Genomic DNA, 18,535 nt, shown 5'->3' with positions numbered 1-18,535 from the left:
GCAATCGATCGCGCAAACGTTCTCACAATCGTTCTGACAAACGTTTCCTCGACCACCGGAGAAGGCCATGTCCAACGCTCAGTCGCTCACCCAGCTGTTCGCCCTCGACTCCCTGCTCGAGCAGGAGGAGATCGACATCCGCGACACCGTCCGCAAGTTCGGCAACGAGCGCATCCGCCCGCACGTGGCCCAGTGGTTCGAGGAAGCCAAGCTCCCGGCACGCGAGCTCGCCAAGGAACTCGGACAGCTCGGTGTGCTCGGCATGCACCTCGACGGCTACGGCTGCGCCGGCATGAGCGCCACCGCCTACGGCGTGGCCTGCCTCGAACTCGAGGCCGTCGACTCCGGCATCCGCAGCCTCGTGTCCGTGCAGGGCTCGCTGGCGATGTTCTCCATCCACCACTGGGGCAGCGAGGAGCAGAAGCAGGAATGGCTCCCCCGCATGGCCGCCGGTGAGGCCATCGGTTGCTTCGGCCTGACCGAGCCCGACTTCGGTTCCAACCCCGCCGGGATGCGCACCAACGCAAAGCGCGACGGCGACGACTGGATCCTCAACGGCACCAAGATGTGGATCACCAACGGCTCGATCGCCGACGTCGCCGTCGTCTGGGCGCAGACCGACCTCGAAGAAGGCGCCAAGGGCATCCGCGGCTTCGTCGTCCCCACCGACACCCCCGGTTTCTCCGCACCGGAGATCCACTCCAAGATGTCGCTGCGCGCCTCGGTCACATCGGAGCTCATCCTCGACGGCGTGCGTCTGCCCTCCTCGGCGATGATGCCGAAGGCCGAGGGTCTGCGCGGACCGCTGACCTCCCTCGGCGAGGCCCGCTTCGGCATCGTCTTCGGTGCCATCGGTGCCGCCCGCGACTGCCTCGAGACCGCCGTCGAGTACTCGCAGTCCCGCGAGGTGTTCGACAAGCCGCTCGCCGGCTACCAGCTCACCCAGGCCAAGATCGCCGACATGGCGCTCGAGGTCGGCAAGGGCCACCTGCTCGCCTACCACCTCGGTCGCATCAAGGACCGCGGCGAGATCGCCCCGGAGCAGGTCAGCCTCGGCAAGCTCAACAACGTGCGTGAGGCCATCGCCATCGCCCGCGAGTGCCGGACCATCCTCGGCGCCAACGGAATCACGCTCGAGTACCCCGTCATCCGTCACGCCAACAACCTCGAATCGGTGCTGACCTACGAGGGCACCTCCGAGGTCCATCAGCTGACCATCGGCAAGGCTCTGACCGGTGAGGCAGCCTTCCGGTGAGCGGAGCGTTGGAAGGGCTGGTGATCGCCGACTTCGGTCGCGTGCTCGCCGGCCCCTACGCCACCATGCTGCTCGCCGACCTCGGGGCAGAGGTCGTCAAGATCGAACGACCCGGCTTCGGGGACGACACCCGGCACTGGGGACCACCCTGGGCCGGCGACGAGTCGACCTACTTCCTCGGCGTCAACCGCAACAAGAAATCGGTGGCCATCGACCTGACCACTGACGAAGGACTCGAGCAGGCACGCGATCTCGTCGCCCGCGCCGATGTCGTCGTCGAGAACTTCCTGCCCGGCACGATGACTCGGCTCGGGCTCGGATACGAGCAGGTCCGGGAACTCGACCCCGGCATCGTCTACACCTCGATCACCGGCTTCGGCGGGCACAACGACCTGCCCGGTTACGACCTGCTCATCCAAGCCGTCGGCGGTCTGATGAGCATCACCGGGCCCGACCATGCGACACCCACCAAGGTCGGTGTCGCCGTGGTCGACATCATCACCGGAATGCACGCTGCGCTCGGCATTCTCGCCGCGCTACGGCACCGCGACCGCACCGGCGAGGGCCAGCGTGTCGAGGTGAACCTGCTGTCGTCCCTGTTGTCGGCGCTGGCGAACCAATCGTCCGGCTACGTCGCGGCAGGAGTGGTGCCGAAGGCGATGGGCAATCGCCATCCGAGCATCGCGCCCTACGAGGTGTTCCACACGGCAGACCGGCCGTTCGTCCTCGCTGTGGGCAACGACCGTCAATTCGCTTCCCTGGTCGCGGTTCTCGGCGCACCCGAACTCGCCACCGACGAGCGGTTCACCACGAACACCGCCCGCGTCGCGAACCGGGAGGAGCTGACGAAGATCCTCGACGAATTGCTGTCGACGGACACCGCCGACGCGTGGTTCGACGCTCTGACCGCAGCCCGGGTGCCGTGCGGACCGCTCAACGACATCGCTGACGCGGTCGCGCTCGCCGAACGACTCGGCCTGTCGCCGGTGGTGTCGATCGACGATCCCGACCGGGACGCTCCGCTTCGTCAGATCGCCAACCCGATCCGGCTCAGCGCCACCCCTGCGACCTACCGCACCGCACCCCCGCGGCTGGCGTAGTCGGACGCTCTCGTCACTCGGACTTCTGTTCCTTCAGAGTGTGGGCGACGAGAGCATTCGCGTGCCCGTGGCCCATCCCGTGTTCCTGCTTCAGCCAGTTCACGAGCTCCATGTGCTCGGCGAGATCCGAGGCGCGGATCATGTTCTTCCACTCCTCGATCGGGCGTCCGTACTTCTGCTCGATCGACGGAAAGTACGACTGGGGCCCCTTGACCTTCTCGCTCATGCCGGAGAGGTTAACCGAGGCGACCGACACGGTCGGGCCGTTCCGTTCGATCCGCAACAGAAAAGACCGCGGCGCCGCAGTCCCGGATGGGACGCGGCGGCGCGGATGTACGGAAGGGGATCAGGCCTTCGGGCCACCGGCCACGTAGATGACCTGACCGGACACGAAGCCCGCGCCCTCGGACGCGAGGAACGATGCGGTGTGGGCGATGTCGTCGACCTCGCCGATACGGCCGACCGGGATGTCGGCCGCGATGTTCGACTTGAAGTCGTCGAACGACAGGCCGAGACGCTCGGCGGTCGCGGCGGTCATCTCGGTGGCAATGAAGCCCGGCGCGATGGCGTTGGCGGTGACACCGAACTTGCCCAGCTCGATTGCGAGGGTCTTCGTGAAGCCCTGCATGCCGGCCTTGGCAGCGGAGTAGTTGACCTGGCCGCGGTTGCCGAGGGCCGAGGTGCTCGAGAGGTTGACGATGCGACCGAACTTGGCGTCGACCATGTAGCTCTGGACGGCACGCGTCATGAGGAAGGCGCCACGCAGGTGCACGTTCATGACGGCGTCCCAGTCCTCGACCGTCATCTTGAACAGCAGGTTGTCGCGCGTGATGCCGGCGTTGTTGATCAGGACGGTGGGCTCGCCGAGTTCGGTGGCGACCTTCTCGACGGCAGCGGCGACGGACTTCTCGTCGGAGACGTCGGCGCCCACGGCGAGTGCCTTGCCACCGGCGGACTCGATAGCCGAAACGGTGTCCTTGCAGGCGGATTCGTCGAGGTCGAGGACGGCGACCCGGTAGCCGTCGCCGGCGAGCCGCTTCGCTACGGCTGCGCCGATGCCGCGTGCGGCTCCGGTGACGATGGCAGTGCGGGGCTGTGTGCTCATAGCGTTCCTCCGTTGGGGGATGGGTGGTGCCGTCAGGTGATGGTGAGTCCGCCGTCCACGGCGATGGTCTGACCGGTGACGTAGGCGGCGGCGTCGGATGCCAGCCAGACCGCAGTGGCTGCGATCTCCTCGGAATCGCCGGTCCGGCCGAGGATGATTCGCTGCTTCATCGAGTCGAGGTATCCGGGCTGGTATTCGTCCGTCATCTCCGTCCGGAAGAAGCCGGGTGCGATGGCGTTGACGCGGATTCCCTTGCGTGCTCCCCACTGCTGCGCGAGGTCGCGCGTGAGGCCGATGACGCCCGCCTTACTGGCCGAGTACGCGGCCTGCGGCAGGCCTGCCGTGGTGAGACCGAGAACCGACGAGATGTTGACGATCGAGCTACCGGGCTGCATCACACGGCCGACGGCCTGTGCCGCCCAATAGGATCCGTTCAGGTTGATGTCGATGACCTGCCGGAACTGCTCGGGGGTCTCCTTGGTGGCGGGCACGGCGGTGCCGATACCGGCATTGTTGATGAGGATGTCCACCCGGCCGAGTTGCTCGACCGCATGATCGACCATGCGCTGCGCCTGTTCGGGATCGGCGATGTCGGTCTCGACCGTGACGGCCTGCCGTCCGGCCTCCCGGACCAGCGCGGCGGTCTCCTCGAGACGGTCGACGCGGCGTGCGGCGAGCACGACGTCGGCCCCTGCCTCGGCCAGCCCTCGGGTGAATGCGACACCGAGGCCCGAAGAGGCACCGGTGACGATGGCAACGCGGCCGTCGAGACGGAAGCGGTCGAGCACGGACATACGTCATCTCCTCGCTGTGACGGGGCCTACAGGAACTGTATAGCCGACCGCCTTCTCATCCACCAAACAGCCTGTATCCAATTTGATTGGACAGCACTGCCTTTCAGAGCCAGGTCCTATTCTTCTCTTCGGCGGATCCTATGTTGCCGCGGGCGTTGCAGCGCGGAGAGGACCCCGCGTCGCACCCACCGTTACCAAGTCGATAAGCACTGGCTTATTTCTAAGCGCTCGCTTATCGTGCGATGCCGTAGCGGGCTTGTCAACACCAACCGGACAGAACGGAAGCGCTCTCGTGAGTGATGCATGGGACGACGTCGTCGGCGGATCCAAGGCCGCGGCTCGCATCCGCACGGCCGCGATAGACGAGTTCGCGGAGCACGGCTACGGCGGCACCACGACGCGCCGGATCGCGGCGCGACTCGGCATGAGTCCCGCCGCGATGTATCCGCACTACGCGTCCAAGGAGGAGCTACTCTTCGCCATCGCCTACGAGGGCCACGCGCTCGCCCTGCAGGTCGTCGAGAACGCTGACCGCCCCGATGCCGAGCCGTCCGCTCGGCTCGCCTCCGTCATCGGCCGCTTCGCCGCCTGGCAGGCGGAGAACCACCGATGGAGCCGGGTCATCCAGTACGAGCTGGCCGCGCTCGACCGCGAGCACTACCGCACGATCGTCGGACTACGACGGCAGACCACGCAGGTCGTGCGGGGTGTCGTGGACGCCGGCCACGTCTCGGGCGCGTTCACCCTCCCGGATGCCGAAGGTGTCACTCTCGCCCTGATGTCGCTCTGCGTCGACGTGTGCCGTTGGTATCCCTCGGGCCGCTACGACGACGCCGCGACGATCAGCGACCTGTATGCCGATCTTGCCCTGCGTCTGGTCGGTGCCGTGCGTTAGCATCGTCGCCACCATCGGATCGGGGGGATCTACGTGGGCAGGGGGATATCGCGCCGCCGTCGGCTCCTCGAGACGCGAGAGCATCGAGGGGGAACTGTCGTCCATGTCCACGAATGACAACGTCGTCGACCGACTACTGGTGTCGCTCGGGGTCGACGCCCCAGCCCCCGACTCCGTCGCCCGCCGGCAGTCCAATTACGACGCGCTGGCCGCGCGCATCGACGCGGGAGTCGATCCCGAATACATCGCAGCATTCGAGAACTTCCACGGCATGGAGCATGCCGACATCCACCGGCTCGCCCAGAGCATCAATCCCGTCGCGATGACCACCCTGGCCACCGAATGGGCCGAACTCGGAAAGGGTTTCAGCCTCACCGTCGCGTGGGGAACGCTGATGATCCGCAAGCTCATCGGCCAACACTGGGAGGGTCCGGCGGCCGAGGCCGCGATGGGCGCGACGGTGCGATTCGGCGAATCCGCACAACAGTTGTCCGATGCCGCACGCGCGACGTCCGAGAAACTCCGTATTGCCGCCGACGTCGGCGAGCGGGTGCGAGCGTCCGTGCCTCCACCCACGGTGATTACGTCGTCGGTCCTGTACGCGCTCGATCCCGTCGCAGGTGCTGCTGCCGCCCGGCAGGAGGAAGCCGTTCGCGCCCAGGCCGTGCGGGTGATGGAAGCCCTGTACAAGCCGTACTACCGCGATTCCGGCACGGCGGTTCCGGTCCTGCCCTCCCCGTATGCCGCCACGACGAGTCGCGCCACGGAGGCATTCGTTCCCCAGGGTTACGGCACACCAGGTGTCGGCGGCGCCCGGACCACCGGCGACCCGACGGGAATCCCCGGCGGGGACGGGGAACGTCCGGGTGGGCAGACCGCCACGGAAGCGGAGAACCGTACGGACGCACCGTCGTCCGGTGAAGGCACGGACGGCCGGTCGGAAGGATCGGATTCGGCAGGTAGGGCGGGCTCGAACGATCCTGCGGCGACCACTCCTGCATCCACCTCCCCGGCCGCGGGCGGCAACTCCGCGAGCCCGACCGGTCAGTCGTACGGTTCGCCGCCCTCCGGGTCGGGCGGAGGTGTCGGCGGTGGCCTACCGGGCGCCGGGGGTGTCGGCTCTGCGGGCGCATCGCCCGCGGCGGGTCCCGCTCCGCTCGTCGCTGGAGCTGCGCCCGCCGGTGGTGTCGCCGGTGGGCCCGGTGCCGCCGCAGCGCGGGGTGCCGGCGCCCGTCCGTTCGGCATGATGCCGGGAATGATCCCGCCGGCCTCGTCCCGCGGCGACGAGCAGGACAAACGCGCGGCCGGTTATCTCGTCACCGGTGAGAACGGGAACGAACTGATCGGGTCGCTGCCCGACACCGCCCCGCCGGTTCTGGGGGCCTGAACGCTATGGACCGGCATCTCACACCCGACCGATTCCTGGCGGCGTGGACCGCCGCGGGCGGCGACGAGTTCCCCTTCCCACTGCGTTATCGCACCTCGGCGATATGGGAGGACGAGCACGCCGCGAACCTCCAGGCCGCCCGCACGTGGCTGCACGAGACACCCGACCCTGCCCTCGACGACGCGATGCGGATCCTGCTGATCGGGGAGGTCGCGGTGGAGGTCTACGGCCGCTCCACCGACCCGGCCTGCGAGGTCTTCGTCCGTGCCGCCGCGACCGGCGAGCAGGCCGTCCTCGCCCGTCAGGCGCCTGCCGCAGGCGACATTCGCATCACCACGACCACCGACCTCGCGGGTGCGATCCTCGGGCACCTTCCGGTCGTGGCAGCGGGCCGCGAACACGCACGCACCGCCTCGAGCCGCGACGTGCTCGAGCCATCCGAGTTCGGCGCGGTCCGCCGCCCTGCGGGTGGCACGCACGCAGAGTCGTTGCGCCGGTTGCTGCGTCGCGAGCGCACGACCACCGGCAGTATCCGCGTCCTGCGGTACTCGAATCCGGGGTACACGCCCGTCGCCGACATCGGCTGGTTCGACGTCGTGGGCGACGGCCGGTATCTCTTCCTCCCCGGCCCGGAGCTCCGCGTCGCACCGGGCACCGTCGACGCTTTCGTCCGGGAACTGTCGGCGCAACTGTCCCGGGTGCGCAGGCCCTCGCACGAGGGTCGGAGCGGCGTTCTGCGACGCCAGTGATCCCTTCCCGAAGCGGCCGTTCGTCTAGGCTGGCGACATGACGGACCGGGACCGCACACCCGACGGCAGGCCGCAGAACGCGCGTCCGCGCGACGCCCTGGGGCGTCCGTTGCCGCCGGGCGAAGAAGGCGTCGAACGTGTTCCCGAAGACCTCGATCTGGATGTCGAGGAGACCATCGCCGAAGGTCAGCGTCTCCTCGACCACGGTTATCCGTTCCACGCCCACGAGGTCTTCGAGGCAATGTGGAAGAAGGCACCACCCGAGGAACGTCCCCTGTGGCAGGGCCTCGCCCAGCTCGCCGTGGGGCTGACCCACCTGCTCCGGGGCAACCCCACCGGCGCGGCATCGCTGTTGAAGCAGGGACAGACACGGGTGCGGCACTACGAGGACGAACCGCCGTACCGACTCGACATCGACGGCCTGGCGAGTTGGGCCGATCATCTGCTCACCGAGATCGCTCGCGACGAACCGATCCCCGCTCCCCCGACCCCGCGCCTGAGGATGCCCTGATGCCGACACTTCCCATGTTCCCGCTCGGCACCGCACTGCTTCCCGGGTCCGACCTGCCGTTGCGCATCTTCGAGCCGAGATACCAGCAACTCGTCCAGGACTGCACGGCATCGCCGGACGGCCCCCTCTTCGGAGTCGTCCTCATCGCCCGGGGACACGAGGTGGGCGGAGGCGAGCAGCGACACGACGTCGGCACCGTCGCGCGGATCATGGTCGACGCCGAGGTCGGTGCAGGTCGCCGCGAACTCGAATGCATTGCGGAGGAACGCATTCGCGTCACCCGATGGTTGCCCGACGATCCCTACCCCATCGCCGAGGTGGAGCCCTGGCCCGACACCGATTCGGGGCCGGTGGATTTCGCCGCGATCACCGGACCGATGGGCCGGTTGTACGGGGTGCTCGACCGCCTCACGGGTGGCCGGGCTCCGTTGCCTCCCGCCACCACCGAACTACCGGAGGATCCTGGGGCACGACTGTTCGCGCTCGCCCGGTATGTACCGATGGGCGAAGCGGACCGGTACGCGGTTCTCGCCGCACCGGGTCCGGCCGAACGTATGGCCGTGCTGCTCGAAGCGATCTCTACCGCAGTCGATCTCGCGGAATGGAAGCTGAAGGGCTGAGACGCGTGCGCCCACCCGGTGAGTGGGAACATCGCTCCGCCGGTCTCGCGGTAGCGGGCTAGGGTCCGGGACACCGTTCGTCCCCGACCGGAAGGCACCCGATGGACACCGTCGAACAACGGTTGGCCCGACTCGAAGCCCTCGAAGAGATCAGGATGCTCAAGCATCGCTACTTCCGGGCGTGCGACGCCAAGGACCCGGAGGCGATGCGTGCATGCTTCGTCGCGCACGGCGCCGACATCTACTACGGACCGGCGCTGGGCAGCTTCGACGATGCCGACGCCCTGGTCGACATCTACTCCCGGATCGCTCTGGAACGGGTCGACGACCGCTACGTCGTGCTCGACATGCATCACGGCATGCATCCGAGCATCCACCTGACCGGGTCCGACACCGCGACCGGCGCCTGGACGCTGCGATTTCGGCAGGTGGATCTGCGTGCGCGCACCGAACGGGTCACCGCGCTCGACTACGACGACGACTACGTGGTCGAGAACGACGAATGGAAGATCTCCCGCTGCCACGTGAAGGTGCTGTGGTCGATCCAGCGGGCTCTCACCGACGACGTGGAAGTGGTGCAGTGATGGCAGAAACAAAGGTCGCGCTGGTCACCGGCGCGAGTCGCAGCGTCGGCAAGGGCATCGCGTGCGCGCTCGGCTCCGACGGCTGGACCGTCTACGTCACCGCCCGCGGCCGGGTCGGTGTCGACGGACCACTCGACCGCACCGCGGCGGAGGTCACCGAATGCGGGGGGCACGGCATCGCCGTGCAGTGCGACCACCGCGACGACGCGCAGATCCACGAACTCTTCCGCCGGATCGCCGACGAGCAGGACTCCCGGCTCGACCTGCTCGTCAACAACGTGTGGGCGTCACCGCCGGGATTCGCGGGATTCTCGGAACCGTTCTGGAAGCGCCCGATCAGCGACTGGGACAGCTTGATCGGCGTGGGTCTCCGCGCGCACTACGTCGCCTCCGTCGAAGCCGCGCAGCTGATGGTGCCGCGCAACAGCGGGATGATCGTCAACATCTCGTCGTTCGGCACCCGCGGCTACCTGCATTCGGTGCTGTACGGCATGTCGAAGGCGGGCCTGGACAAGATGGCCGCCGATATGGCCGTCGAACTCCGGGGCACCGGGGTGACCACCCTGTCGCTGTGGCCGGGACTGGTGAAGAACGAGGCCATGCTCGCCCGCGGCATCGACAACTTCGAGGGCTTCTCGCTGGCCAACGCCGAGACACCGGAGTTCATCGGACGGGTGATCGTCGCGCTCGCGGCCGACCCCGAGGTGAACGCGCGCAGCGGTCGCACCCTCATCACCGCAGAGACCGCGCTCGACTACGGCATCGTGGACGTCGAAGGCAACCAACCCGATTCACACCGGGACATCTTCGGAGGCGGGCCGTTGTTCTGATGAGTGCAAGTGGCAGGCGACCTGTCCCCCTCCTGCCACTTCTGTGACAGCCGGTCGACTCTCCCGGCACACCGGCATGACCAGTGGGCAACGGGTGCTGAAGGCGCACCCTGTCGGCGGGTTCGCCGGATCGGGCAGTTCTCCACTCAGGCGAATGCGCTCTCGGCGGCGTTGCCGTGCCGGGTCCGGGACGGGGACCGCGGACAGCAATGCTTGCGTGTACGGATGCGCCGGTTCGGTGAACAGACGTTCCGTCGGTCCCCATTCGACGATTCGCCCGAGATACATCACGGCCGTGGTGTGGGCGATGTGACGCACCACCGCCAGATCGTGCGCTATGAACAGGTAGGCGATGCCCAGTTCCGCAGAGAGCTGTTCGAGCAGCGCGATGACCTGATTCTGCGTCGAGACGTCGAGCGCGCTGACGGCCTCGTCCGCGATCACCAACTTCGGTTCCACGGCGATGGCACGCGCGATGGCGATGCGCTGGCGCTGTCCGCCGGAGAACTCGTAGGGATACCGATCGGCGTGCTCCGCGCGCAAACCGACCTGCTCGAGCAGCCGACCGACCTTGCGGCGTCGGTCATCATCGGAGAGATCGGTATGTACCTGCAGAGGCTCGGCGATCGCATCCCCGACGGTGTGCGAGGGATCCAACGAGGAATAGGGATCCTGGAAGACCATCTGCATATGGCGTCTGGCGGTGCGGAGTTCACTTCTGCTCAGTGCGGTCACGTCTACACCGTCGAGCACGACGGATCCCTGAGCGACATCGACGAGCCGCAGGATTCCACGGGCCGTCGTCGACTTACCCGAACCGGACTCACCGACCAAGGCGAACGCCTCACCAGGGAAGATGTCGAAATCGACCTCATCCACGGCGCGCACCATCTGCTTCCGGCGCGCCGTTCGGCGACCGACGGGGAACTCCACGCGCAGCCCACGCACCGTCAGCAATGGTTGCTTCGTCTCGACGGCGGCGAGTTGGACGGTCATCGGTTTCCCTCCAGCATCAGATCGGTCACCCGTGCACAGCGAGACATGCGCTCGTTCTCCAGCACGTGGAGCGGTATCACGGCATCGCATTCGTCGCGGCGATGCGCACAGCGCGGTCCGAAGCGGCACCCCCTCGGCGTCGATCCGGGTGCGGGCGGAGCGCCGGGGATGGTGTGCAGGTCGCTGCGACCGTCGATGGTCGGGACCGACCGCAGCAGACCTTGTGTGTACGGGTGCTTCGGAGCCGCGAACAGTTCTTCGGTGCGGGCCTTCTCGACCACCTGTCCGGCATACATGACCACCACCTCGGTGCACAGATCGGCCACCACCCCGAGATCGTGTGTCACGAACAGCACGCCCATCTCGAACCGTTCTGCCATGTCCCTGATCAGGTCGAGCACCTGAGCCTGGATGGTGACGTCGAGTGCCGTCGTGGGTTCGTCCGCGATGAGAAGAGACGGTTCACACGCGAGCGCCATCGCGATCATGACCCTCTGGCGCATACCACCCGAGAACTCGTGCGGGTACTGACGCACTCGGCGGGTCGCATTCGGGATACCGACGAGGTCGAGAACCTCTACGGCACGCGCCAGTGCCACCTTCCGGTTCACGCCTCGGTGTCGCCGCACCACTTCGGAGATCTGGTCCCCGACCGTGAAGACCGGGTTCAGACTCGTCATCGGTTCCTGGAAGATCATCGCGATGTCGTTGCCGCGTACGTCCGCGAGTTCGCGATCCGGCATCGTCAGCAGATCACGTCCGCGGAACCGGATACCTCCGGAGACGGTGCGGGACTGATTCGCCGGCAACAGTCGTAGGACGGACGAGCAGGTGACGGATTTGCCGGAGCCGGATTCACCGACGAGCCCGACGAGTTCGCCGGCCGCCACATCGAAGGAGACGTCCTGCAGGACCGATGTCCAGCCGGAGCCGGTCGCAAACTCGACGCCGAGACCGTCGACACGCAGCAATGGTTCGGTCATCGTTCGCTCCGGTTCTCGCGGCCCATCGAGTCACGGATGCCGTCACCGAGGGTGTTGCAGGCCAGAACGGCCAGGATGATCATCAGGGCCGGAATCACCACCGGCCAGGCCGTGTAGTTCCACGCTTCGCGCCCTTCTGCGAGCATGCGACCCCAACTCGCCTCGGGCGGCTGGACACCCAGCCCGAGAAAACTGAGCGACGACTCGGCGAGCAACGCGAACCCGCACGCCAGGCTGAGCTGGACGATCAAAGGGGACAGCGTGTGCGGGAGTACATGCATGCGCACGATCCGCGCGGTCGGAGTGCCGATACTACGGGAGGCCTCGATGAAGGTGCTCTCGCGTACTCCGATCACAGCCCCGCGTACCACGCGGAAGAATCTGGGACCGAACACAATTCCGATCGCGATCATCGCGTTGGTGAGGTTGGTGCCCATCACGCCGACGATGGCCATCGCCAGCAGCAATGGGGGGAAGCTGAGAAAGGCATCGGCGACCCGAGAGAGGATCGTGTCCCACCAGCCGCCGAGGAACCCGGCGATCAGGGCAGGCACGACACCGATGAGCAGTCCGACCGACACCGAGATGAGCGCCGCCGAGACTGCGACACGCGCACCGTAGAGCAATCGGGACAGCGTGTCACGACCCAAATTGTCGGTGCCGAGCAGATATCCGTCGGACAACGGAGGCAGCCGGCGTGCGGTCAGCTCCTGCACGATCGGGTCGTGCGGAGCAATCAGCGGCGCAAGTAGTCCGAGAACCGCGACGAGGACGAGAAAGACGGCAGCAACCACGGCTCCCGGACGGTTCCGGAATCGGCGAAAGAACCTGTGACGTGGGGATTCGCCGACGGCTACGATCCTGTCGTCTGCCGGCTTCGTAGAGACGGTGATGTCGCTCATGCGGCGCTCCTTGTTCTCGGATCGAGGTAGCCGTAGGAGATGTCGACGAGCAGACTCATGATCACAGTGGCGAACACGCCGAAGATCACGACTCCTTGGATGGCGGGAAGGTCTCCCGAGAGCACCGATTGCACCGCGAAATCTCCGAGACCTTTCAGGCCGAAGACGGACTCGATGACGGCCGTGCCGCCGAGCAGGAACGCGATCTGCATGCCCAGGACCGTCGCCGTCGGAATGAAGGCATTCTTCAAGGCGTGCTTCCACAGGACACTGCGACGACTCAGGCCCTTGGCGGTGGCGGTGCGAACGTAGTCCTGCTGCATCACTTCGATCATGGAACTGCGTAGCTGGCGTGCGATCTCGGCGGCCGCGGCCAACCCCAGGGCGATCGCCGGCAACAGCAGGTGGCTGAGCCACGGCCACAACCCCTTCGCGAGCGGGGTGTATCCGGTGGCGGGAAGAACCCGCAGCGTCAGGGAGAAGACGAGCACGAGGAGCAGACCCAGGACGAAGTTGGGTGTAGCGACGCCGAGTGTCGACCCCACGCCGGTGGCACGGTCCTGCCAACTTCCGGGCCTGCTTCCTCCGATGATCCCTGCCGGAATACCCACGAAAAGTGCCACGACCACGGCCACCATCGCCAACGAGAATGTGACGGGGAGACGATCGACGATCATCTCCAGCACTGGGGCCTGGTACGTGAAACTCGTACCGAGATCGCCGCGCACCAGTCCGAACAGGAAGTCGAAGTACTGCACGAGGACCGGCTGGTCGAGGCCGAGCTCCTCACGGACCGTCTCGATCTGCTGAGGTGTCGCCGACTCCCCGGCGATCCGGTGTGCCGGATCGCCGGGAATCAGGAAGATCAGACCGAAGGTGATGGCCGTGGCGATCATCAGCAACGGGACGACCGCCAGCAGCCGCTGTCCGATGAGTCGAAACATTCTGTGCTCCTTCGATTCACGATCCGTGTGTGATCACGGCCGCGAGGCTGTCCGTCGCGCCGTACGTCACGGGGCGGCCACTCCGACACCACGCCACTCGTCGACCACCCGATTGGGCTCGTAACCCGAGAGCCGATCCGATGCGACGGCACCGAGTTCGGCGAAGGCGATCGGCAGCATTGCCGCGTAATTCATCACCACGGCGTTCACCTCGCCGAGCAGCACCGAGCGCTCCTCGGGGTCGGTGGCGCGGTTGGCCGCTTCCATGGCTTCCCGGAATCCCGGAATCGCGTCACGGGAAGGGTTCTGGGGCGAATCCTGACCGTAGAAGGAGGTCAGCAGTAGCGAGGGGTCCGCGCGGCCGACGAGCGTGGTGAGAATGGCATCGAGCTCACCGCGATTGAACGCGGGGTTGAGGTCAGTCGGCGTCATGGACCGGATCTCCATGGTGATACCGACGCGCGCCAGCTGCTCCTGCAGGATCTGCCCGATCATCTGGTTCTCAGGAAGGTTGGAAACACCTGCTACGAAGGCGAATCCGTCCGGAACACCTGCTTCGTCGAGCAGCTGCTTCGCTTTGTCGGGATCGAAGGCGTATTGACCGTCGAGGGCCTCGTTGTGGGCGAAGTAGCCTGCCGGGAAGTTCTGGCTCGCGGGTTCACCGTGTCCCTCGAGCGCCGTCTCCACGACCGACTCCCGGTCCACTGCATAGGCCAGCGCCTGCCGCACTTCCAGCTTGCCGAACTCGCTGCGCGTTCGGTTCAGGTTGAGCACGTAATTGTTGAGGCTCGTCTGCACGTGCGTCTGCAGGCCCTGTTGCTCGGCGGGGTCGAGCGACATCGGTGTCGCCATGGCGGCGTCGAGCTGGTCGGAGGCGACCGCGTTCACCCGGGTCTGTGGATCGGTCATGACGACCCACTCGAATTCCGCGGCTTGTACCGCTTCCGGGTCCCAGTAGTCGTCGCGCGCAGCGAAACGGTACTGAGCCCCCGGCTGAGATTCGACCACCGTGTACCGGCCGGCCCCTGCCGGGTCGAGTACGAGCGCAGCGTCCTTGTCCGGATCTCCGAAAGCATTGGGGTTGATGATCATTCCCGGAAGATCCGACAACGTGAGGACGAGTTGCCCGCCGGGACCGTTCAGGCGGAGCACCACGGTGTGTGCGTCGGTCGCCTCCACGGACTCGACACCCGCGAGCATCGCAGCCGTGATCGAGTCGGGTTCGAGTGCGCGGCGCAGGTTCGCCACCACGGCGGATGCGTCGAGCGGCGTGCCGTCCGAGAAGGTGACATCCTGACGCAAGTTCAACGTCAGAGTGGATCCGTCCTCGGAGAACTCCCAGGATTCGGCGAGCCCGGGCACCGGATCCGCGTTCCGATCGCGATGTACCAGTCGGTCGTAGACGAGATTCAGCATGGTCGAATCGCTGGTGATCCGCGTCTTGTGCGGATCGAAGGACGACGCACCGTACGTCGTGGCATAACGCAGAGTCGCCTGCGGGTCGATCTCTGCGGTGGCGTCGGTTGCAGCCGACGTTCCGCAGCCGGCGAGAAGCAGTGCGGTCGCGAAGGCAGCAACGACCGAGGCCAGCGATCTACGAGACATTGGATTCCTTCGTTTCTGGGGTGGGCGGCCGGTCAGGAGGAAGCGATACCGACGCCACGCCATTCGTCGATCAACAGGTTCGTCTCGTATCCGACGACCTGGTCGGTGAGCGTCGATCCGAGTTCGAAGAAGACCAAGGGCACGGTGAGGACGTTGTCCATGGCGGTCTTCGAGACCTCTCCGAGCTTGCCCCCTCGGGTCTGCAGGTCGGTCTCGCGGTTGGCGGAGTCGAGCGCCTCCTGGAATCCCGGCGCAGTGGTACGGGAGGGATTCTGAGGCGAATTCTCACCGTAGAGAGCGGACAGCAACAACGCCGGATCGGAACGACCGGTGAAGGTCGTGAGGAATGCGTCGGCGTCCCCTCGGTAGAAGGTCGGTGACGCATCCGACGGCGGCAACGGTTCGAGTTTCATCTCGATGCCAACCTGCGCGAGTTGTTGTTGCACGATCTGCGCTACCTGCACGTTCTCGGGCAGATTCAGAAGGATGGCCGTGAACGAGAAGCCATTCGGCAGGCCTGCATCGGACAGCAGCTGTCGTGCCCGTTCGGGATCGTACGGATAGTCGTCGGCGAGATCCGGGTCGTACGCGAAGTAGTCCTTCGGGAAGTTCTGCGTGGCAGCTTCGGCGTGACCCTCCATCGCTGTGTCCGCGATGGCCTGGCGGTCGATCGCGTGAGCGATGGCCTTGCGCACCTCGAGGTTGCCGAATTCGCTACGGTCCCGGTTGAAGTTCAGCGCCATGTGGTCGAGTCGAAGCGCTGTCTCCACCCGAAGGCCCTGCTGTTCGGCTGCGTCGATCGTCAGCGGCGTGGTGATTGCGACATCGATGTCCCCTGCGGACACGGCACTCAGACGCGCCTGCGGATCGGTCATCACCGTCCAGACGAAGGTTTCGGTGCCGATCGCATCCGGGTCCCAATAGTCCGCTCTGGCAGTGAACTCGTACTCGGCACCCGGTCGGGACGCCGCGAGGACGTAGCGTCCCGCACCGGCGGGTGCGAGTGCGAGTTGGGCGTCCTTCTCCGGACTTCCGAATGCGTCCGGGTCGACGATCATTCCGGCGAGGTCGGACAACGCCAGCACGTACTGCGCACCCGGACCGTCGAAGGTCAGCACGACCGTGCGGTCGTCCGCTGCGTCGACCCCGACGATGCCGGCGAGCATCGGTGCCGTGATCGAGTCCGGCTCGAGAGCACGTCGGAGGTTGGCGACCACAGCATCGGCGTCGAGGACGGCGCCACTGGAGAAAGTCAGACCGTCACGTAGGTGGAGTGTCAGGGTGGTGTCATCGATCTCCCACGACTCGGCGAGCCCTGGAATCGGTTGGCCGGCTGCGTCACGATGGACGAGGCGGTCGTAGACCATGTTGAGCATGGTGGCGTCACTCGTGATCCGCGTCTTGTGCGGATCGAACGACGAGACGCCGAAGACGGTGGCGTAGTGCAGCGGAAGCGCAGGATCACCGACTCCGGAGTTCTCGGTGGTGGTCGACCCACATGCGGTGAGCAGCACCGCACAGGTCCCGATCACTGCTCCCAATACACGGATCGGCGACCTCCTCGACCCAGCAGGCATGCCGCCCCTCTCTCGAAATTGTTCGTGCGGACCGGTTTCGAGGCAGCCGTGACACGGCGACCTGATTACGGACCGAAACTATGGGCCTGTGACGCGGCACACTCCGCAGGTCCCGCTGATCGAGATCGACGAACCGGAGGGGTGGCTTCGAAGTCGAAACGAGGGGGAGGTTGTGTGCGTCGGAACTGCGAAAAACGCGCATATCCTCCCCCTCGTTTGTACGGCTCGATGGGCGCGCCAAAGGCTTGGCGATGCGGCCGGGACGAGGGGTGGTCAGAGCACCCTCGGAAGTCGTGTATGGTTGGACATGCAACGCGGGGTGGAGCAGCTCGGTAGCTCGCTGGGCTCATAACCCAGAGGTCGCAGGTTCGAATCCTGTCCCCGCTACCACCGACCGGCCCGGACTCACACGAGTCCGGGCCGGTTCTTTTTGTGAATGCTCCTCGGCCTCGGTACGGCTCCCCCGGCCGCGCTCACCGAGTAGATTTCGCGGCAGAGTCTCTGCAGAGCGGGAGGGTGTGATGGCCAAGCGCGCAACCGTCGCCGATCGACCACGAACTCCCCGCTGGCTCCGGCCCACGATCGTCGGTGTTCTGCTGGCCGTCGCCTTCTATCAGATGTCGGGCTGGCTCTTCCACAATCTGAAGGGCTTCCTCGGCCTGCTGTTCCTGGCGTGGTTGTTCAGCATCACGATCGAACCGATCGTCGACCGCCTCGAACGGTTCGGGATGCGTCGCGGTGCCGGCACCGGCCTCGTGCTGTTCTCCCTGATCGCACTCACCATCGGGTTCTTCGCGGTGTTCGGCACGCTCCTGTTCGACCAGATCGCCCAGTTGCTCACCACACTTCCGGATGCGCTCACACGCATCACCGATTGGGCGAACCGCACCTTCGACACCAACTTCAAGACCGGGGACGAACTGTTCAAGATCACGCCCGATACGGTTCGCGATCTAGCACAACGGTTCACGCCCGGTGTCCTCGGCGTCCTCAGCACTCTGGTCGGTGCCCTGTTCCAGATCCTGACGATGCTGCTGTTCGTCTTCTACATGTCGGCCGAGGGGCCGAAGATGCGCCGGACGATCGCGAGCTGGTTCCCGGCCCGGCAGCAGCAGCTGATCGCGAACGTGTGGGAGACCTCGGTGGAGAAGGCCGGCGGCTATGTCGTCTCCCGGTTGATCCTCGCCGCCGCGGCGTCGATCTTCACCGGAATCTTCTTCCTCATCATCGGGGTTCCGTACTGGCTGCCCCTCGCGATCTGGACCGGGGTGGTCTCGCAGTTCATCCCCACCCTCGGCACCTATCTCGCGATCGGGCTCCCCGCGCTCATCGCCGCGGTGCAGCAACCGCTCGACGGCGTGTGGGTGATCGCCTTCGGCACGGTCTACCAGCAGATCGAGAACTATGTGCTGCACCCGCGCATCACGGCCCGCACGGTGTCGATCCACCCGGCGGTGGCGTTCGGTTCGGTGATCGTCGGCGCCACCCTGTTCGGCCCGGTGGGGGCTCTGGTGTCCGTGCCGGTGGTGGCGATCCTGCAGGCGCTGGCCGAGTCGTTCGGGCACCGCTACGAACTGATCCCGGAGGTGGGTGGAGAGGAACCGGAACCCGACGCCCCGGAGCTCACGGCAGACAACGACGACTACGACTGAGAGACGAGAGGGCCGGGCGTGAGATCTTCTCGCGCCCGGCCCCGTC

General features: G+C 66.3%; 19 protein-coding genes and 1 tRNA gene. 11 read left to right on the top strand and 9 right to left on the bottom strand.

The window, feature by feature from the left end:
• The first annotated feature begins 67 nt into the window (after positions 1 to 67).
• Both BO226_RS21715 and BO226_RS21710 read left to right on the top strand, forming a co-directional pair.
• Positions 68 to 1,255, top strand: a complete 1,188-nt coding sequence (locus BO226_RS21715) for an acyl-CoA dehydrogenase family protein (protein WP_071936038.1) — start codon at positions 68 to 70, stop codon at positions 1,253 to 1,255.
• Positions 1,252 to 2,355: a CaiB/BaiF CoA transferase family protein gene (locus BO226_RS21710; RefSeq protein WP_039584222.1), complete on the top strand. Its 1,104-nt coding sequence runs from the start codon at positions 1,252 to 1,254 to the stop codon at positions 2,353 to 2,355. Before BO226_RS21715 ends, BO226_RS21710 begins: the two co-directional genes overlap by 4 nt.
• A 13-nt stretch (positions 2,356 to 2,368) precedes the next feature.
• On the opposite strand, the gene BO226_RS21705 is transcribed toward BO226_RS21710, so the two are convergent.
• The 3 genes from BO226_RS21705 to BO226_RS21695 form a co-directional block, all read right to left on the bottom strand.
• Positions 2,369 to 2,581 (bottom strand): DUF4287 domain-containing protein, encoded by a 213-nt coding sequence (locus BO226_RS21705; RefSeq protein ID WP_006554713.1) that lies wholly within the window; start codon positions 2,579 to 2,581, stop codon positions 2,369 to 2,371.
• A 120-nt stretch (positions 2,582 to 2,701) separates the two neighbouring features.
• A complete protein-coding gene (fabG, locus tag BO226_RS21700) occupies positions 2,702 to 3,460 on the bottom strand; it encodes a 3-oxoacyl-ACP reductase FabG (protein WP_006554714.1) in 759 nt (252 codons plus the stop codon).
• 32 nt (positions 3,461 to 3,492) lie between these two features.
• A complete protein-coding gene (locus BO226_RS21695) occupies positions 3,493 to 4,254 on the bottom strand; it encodes an SDR family NAD(P)-dependent oxidoreductase (RefSeq protein WP_071936037.1) in 762 nt (253 codons plus the stop codon).
• A gap of 292 nt (positions 4,255 to 4,546) precedes the next feature.
• On the opposite strand from BO226_RS21695, the gene BO226_RS21690 reads away from it, so the two are divergent.
• The 7 genes from BO226_RS21690 (at position 4,547) to BO226_RS21660 (ending at position 9,830) form a co-directional block, all read left to right on the top strand.
• Entirely contained in the window at positions 4,547 to 5,149 is a 603-nt protein-coding gene (locus BO226_RS21690) for a TetR/AcrR family transcriptional regulator (RefSeq protein WP_071936036.1), read from the top strand.
• Between the two features lie 103 nt (positions 5,150 to 5,252).
• Complete coding sequence (locus BO226_RS21685; protein WP_071936035.1) at positions 5,253 to 6,536, top strand: PPE domain-containing protein; 1,284 nt, start codon at positions 5,253 to 5,255, stop codon at positions 6,534 to 6,536.
• A 5-nt stretch (positions 6,537 to 6,541) separates the two neighbouring features.
• Positions 6,542 to 7,285: an ESX secretion-associated protein EspG gene (locus BO226_RS21680; RefSeq protein ID WP_071936034.1), complete on the top strand. Its 744-nt coding sequence runs from the start codon at positions 6,542 to 6,544 to the stop codon at positions 7,283 to 7,285.
• 37 nt (positions 7,286 to 7,322) lie between these two features.
• On the top strand, positions 7,323 to 7,796 hold the full coding sequence (locus BO226_RS21675) for a DUF309 domain-containing protein (RefSeq protein ID WP_071936033.1): 474 nt from the start codon (positions 7,323 to 7,325) through the stop codon (positions 7,794 to 7,796).
• Positions 7,796 to 8,416 (top strand): LON peptidase substrate-binding domain-containing protein, encoded by a 621-nt coding sequence (locus BO226_RS21670; RefSeq protein WP_071936032.1) that lies wholly within the window; start codon positions 7,796 to 7,798, stop codon positions 8,414 to 8,416. The genes BO226_RS21675 and BO226_RS21670 overlap by 1 nt, the downstream gene beginning before the upstream one ends.
• 101 nt (positions 8,417 to 8,517) lie before the next feature.
• Complete coding sequence (locus BO226_RS21665; RefSeq protein WP_071936031.1) at positions 8,518 to 9,000, top strand: nuclear transport factor 2 family protein; 483 nt, start codon at positions 8,518 to 8,520, stop codon at positions 8,998 to 9,000.
• Positions 9,000 to 9,830: an SDR family NAD(P)-dependent oxidoreductase gene (locus BO226_RS21660; protein ID WP_071936030.1), complete on the top strand. Its 831-nt coding sequence runs from the start codon at positions 9,000 to 9,002 to the stop codon at positions 9,828 to 9,830. Before BO226_RS21665 ends, BO226_RS21660 begins: the two co-directional genes overlap by 1 nt.
• On the opposite strand, the gene BO226_RS21655 is transcribed toward BO226_RS21660, so the two are convergent.
• The 6 genes from BO226_RS21655 to BO226_RS21630 all read right to left on the bottom strand — a co-directional run bounded on the left by BO226_RS21655 (position 9,792) and on the right by BO226_RS21630 (position 16,837).
• A complete protein-coding gene (locus BO226_RS21655; RefSeq protein WP_071936029.1) occupies positions 9,792 to 10,826 on the bottom strand; it encodes an ABC transporter ATP-binding protein in 1,035 nt (344 codons plus the stop codon). The genes BO226_RS21660 and BO226_RS21655 overlap by 39 nt on opposite strands.
• The gene (locus BO226_RS21650; protein ID WP_071936028.1) at positions 10,823 to 11,809 is read right to left on the bottom strand and encodes an ABC transporter ATP-binding protein; all 987 of its coding nucleotides are present in this window, start codon (positions 11,807 to 11,809) and stop codon (positions 10,823 to 10,825) included. Before BO226_RS21650 ends, BO226_RS21655 begins: the two co-directional genes overlap by 4 nt.
• Positions 11,806 to 12,603, bottom strand: coding sequence for an ABC transporter permease (locus BO226_RS21645; protein ID WP_232238006.1), 798 nt, complete (start codon positions 12,601 to 12,603; stop codon positions 11,806 to 11,808). The genes BO226_RS21650 and BO226_RS21645 overlap by 4 nt, the downstream gene beginning before the upstream one ends.
• Before the next feature lie 104 nt (positions 12,604 to 12,707).
• Positions 12,708 to 13,655 carry an ABC transporter permease gene (locus BO226_RS21640; RefSeq protein ID WP_071936026.1) on the bottom strand — a complete coding sequence of 316 codons (948 nt, stop codon included), beginning with the start codon at positions 13,653 to 13,655 and terminating at the stop codon, positions 12,708 to 12,710.
• 66 nt (positions 13,656 to 13,721) lie between these two features.
• Positions 13,722 to 15,260 carry an ABC transporter substrate-binding protein gene (locus BO226_RS21635; protein WP_071936025.1) on the bottom strand — a complete coding sequence of 513 codons (1,539 nt, stop codon included), beginning with the start codon at positions 15,258 to 15,260 and terminating at the stop codon, positions 13,722 to 13,724.
• A gap of 32 nt (positions 15,261 to 15,292) precedes the next feature.
• Positions 15,293 to 16,837, bottom strand: a complete 1,545-nt coding sequence (locus BO226_RS21630) for an ABC transporter substrate-binding protein (RefSeq protein ID WP_071936024.1) — start codon at positions 16,835 to 16,837, stop codon at positions 15,293 to 15,295.
• A 313-nt stretch (positions 16,838 to 17,150) separates the two neighbouring features.
• On the opposite strand from BO226_RS21630, the gene BO226_RS21625 reads away from it, so the two are divergent.
• Together BO226_RS21625 and BO226_RS21620 are read left to right on the top strand one after the other, a co-directional pair.
• Positions 17,151 to 17,227, top strand: a tRNA-Met gene (locus BO226_RS21625).
• Between the two features lie 131 nt (positions 17,228 to 17,358).
• Positions 17,359 to 18,489 (top strand): AI-2E family transporter, encoded by a 1,131-nt coding sequence (locus BO226_RS21620; protein WP_019288228.1) that lies wholly within the window; start codon positions 17,359 to 17,361, stop codon positions 18,487 to 18,489.
• The last annotated feature ends 46 nt before the right edge of the window (positions 18,490 to 18,535 follow it).

It is taken from the genome of Rhodococcus sp. 2G, assembly GCF_001886355.1.
Classification (GTDB): domain Bacteria; phylum Actinomycetota; class Actinomycetes; order Mycobacteriales; family Mycobacteriaceae; genus Rhodococcus; species Rhodococcus pyridinivorans.
Note: the sequence above shows the minus strand (reverse complement) of the source record. Positions and strands in the feature narration are given on the sequence as shown.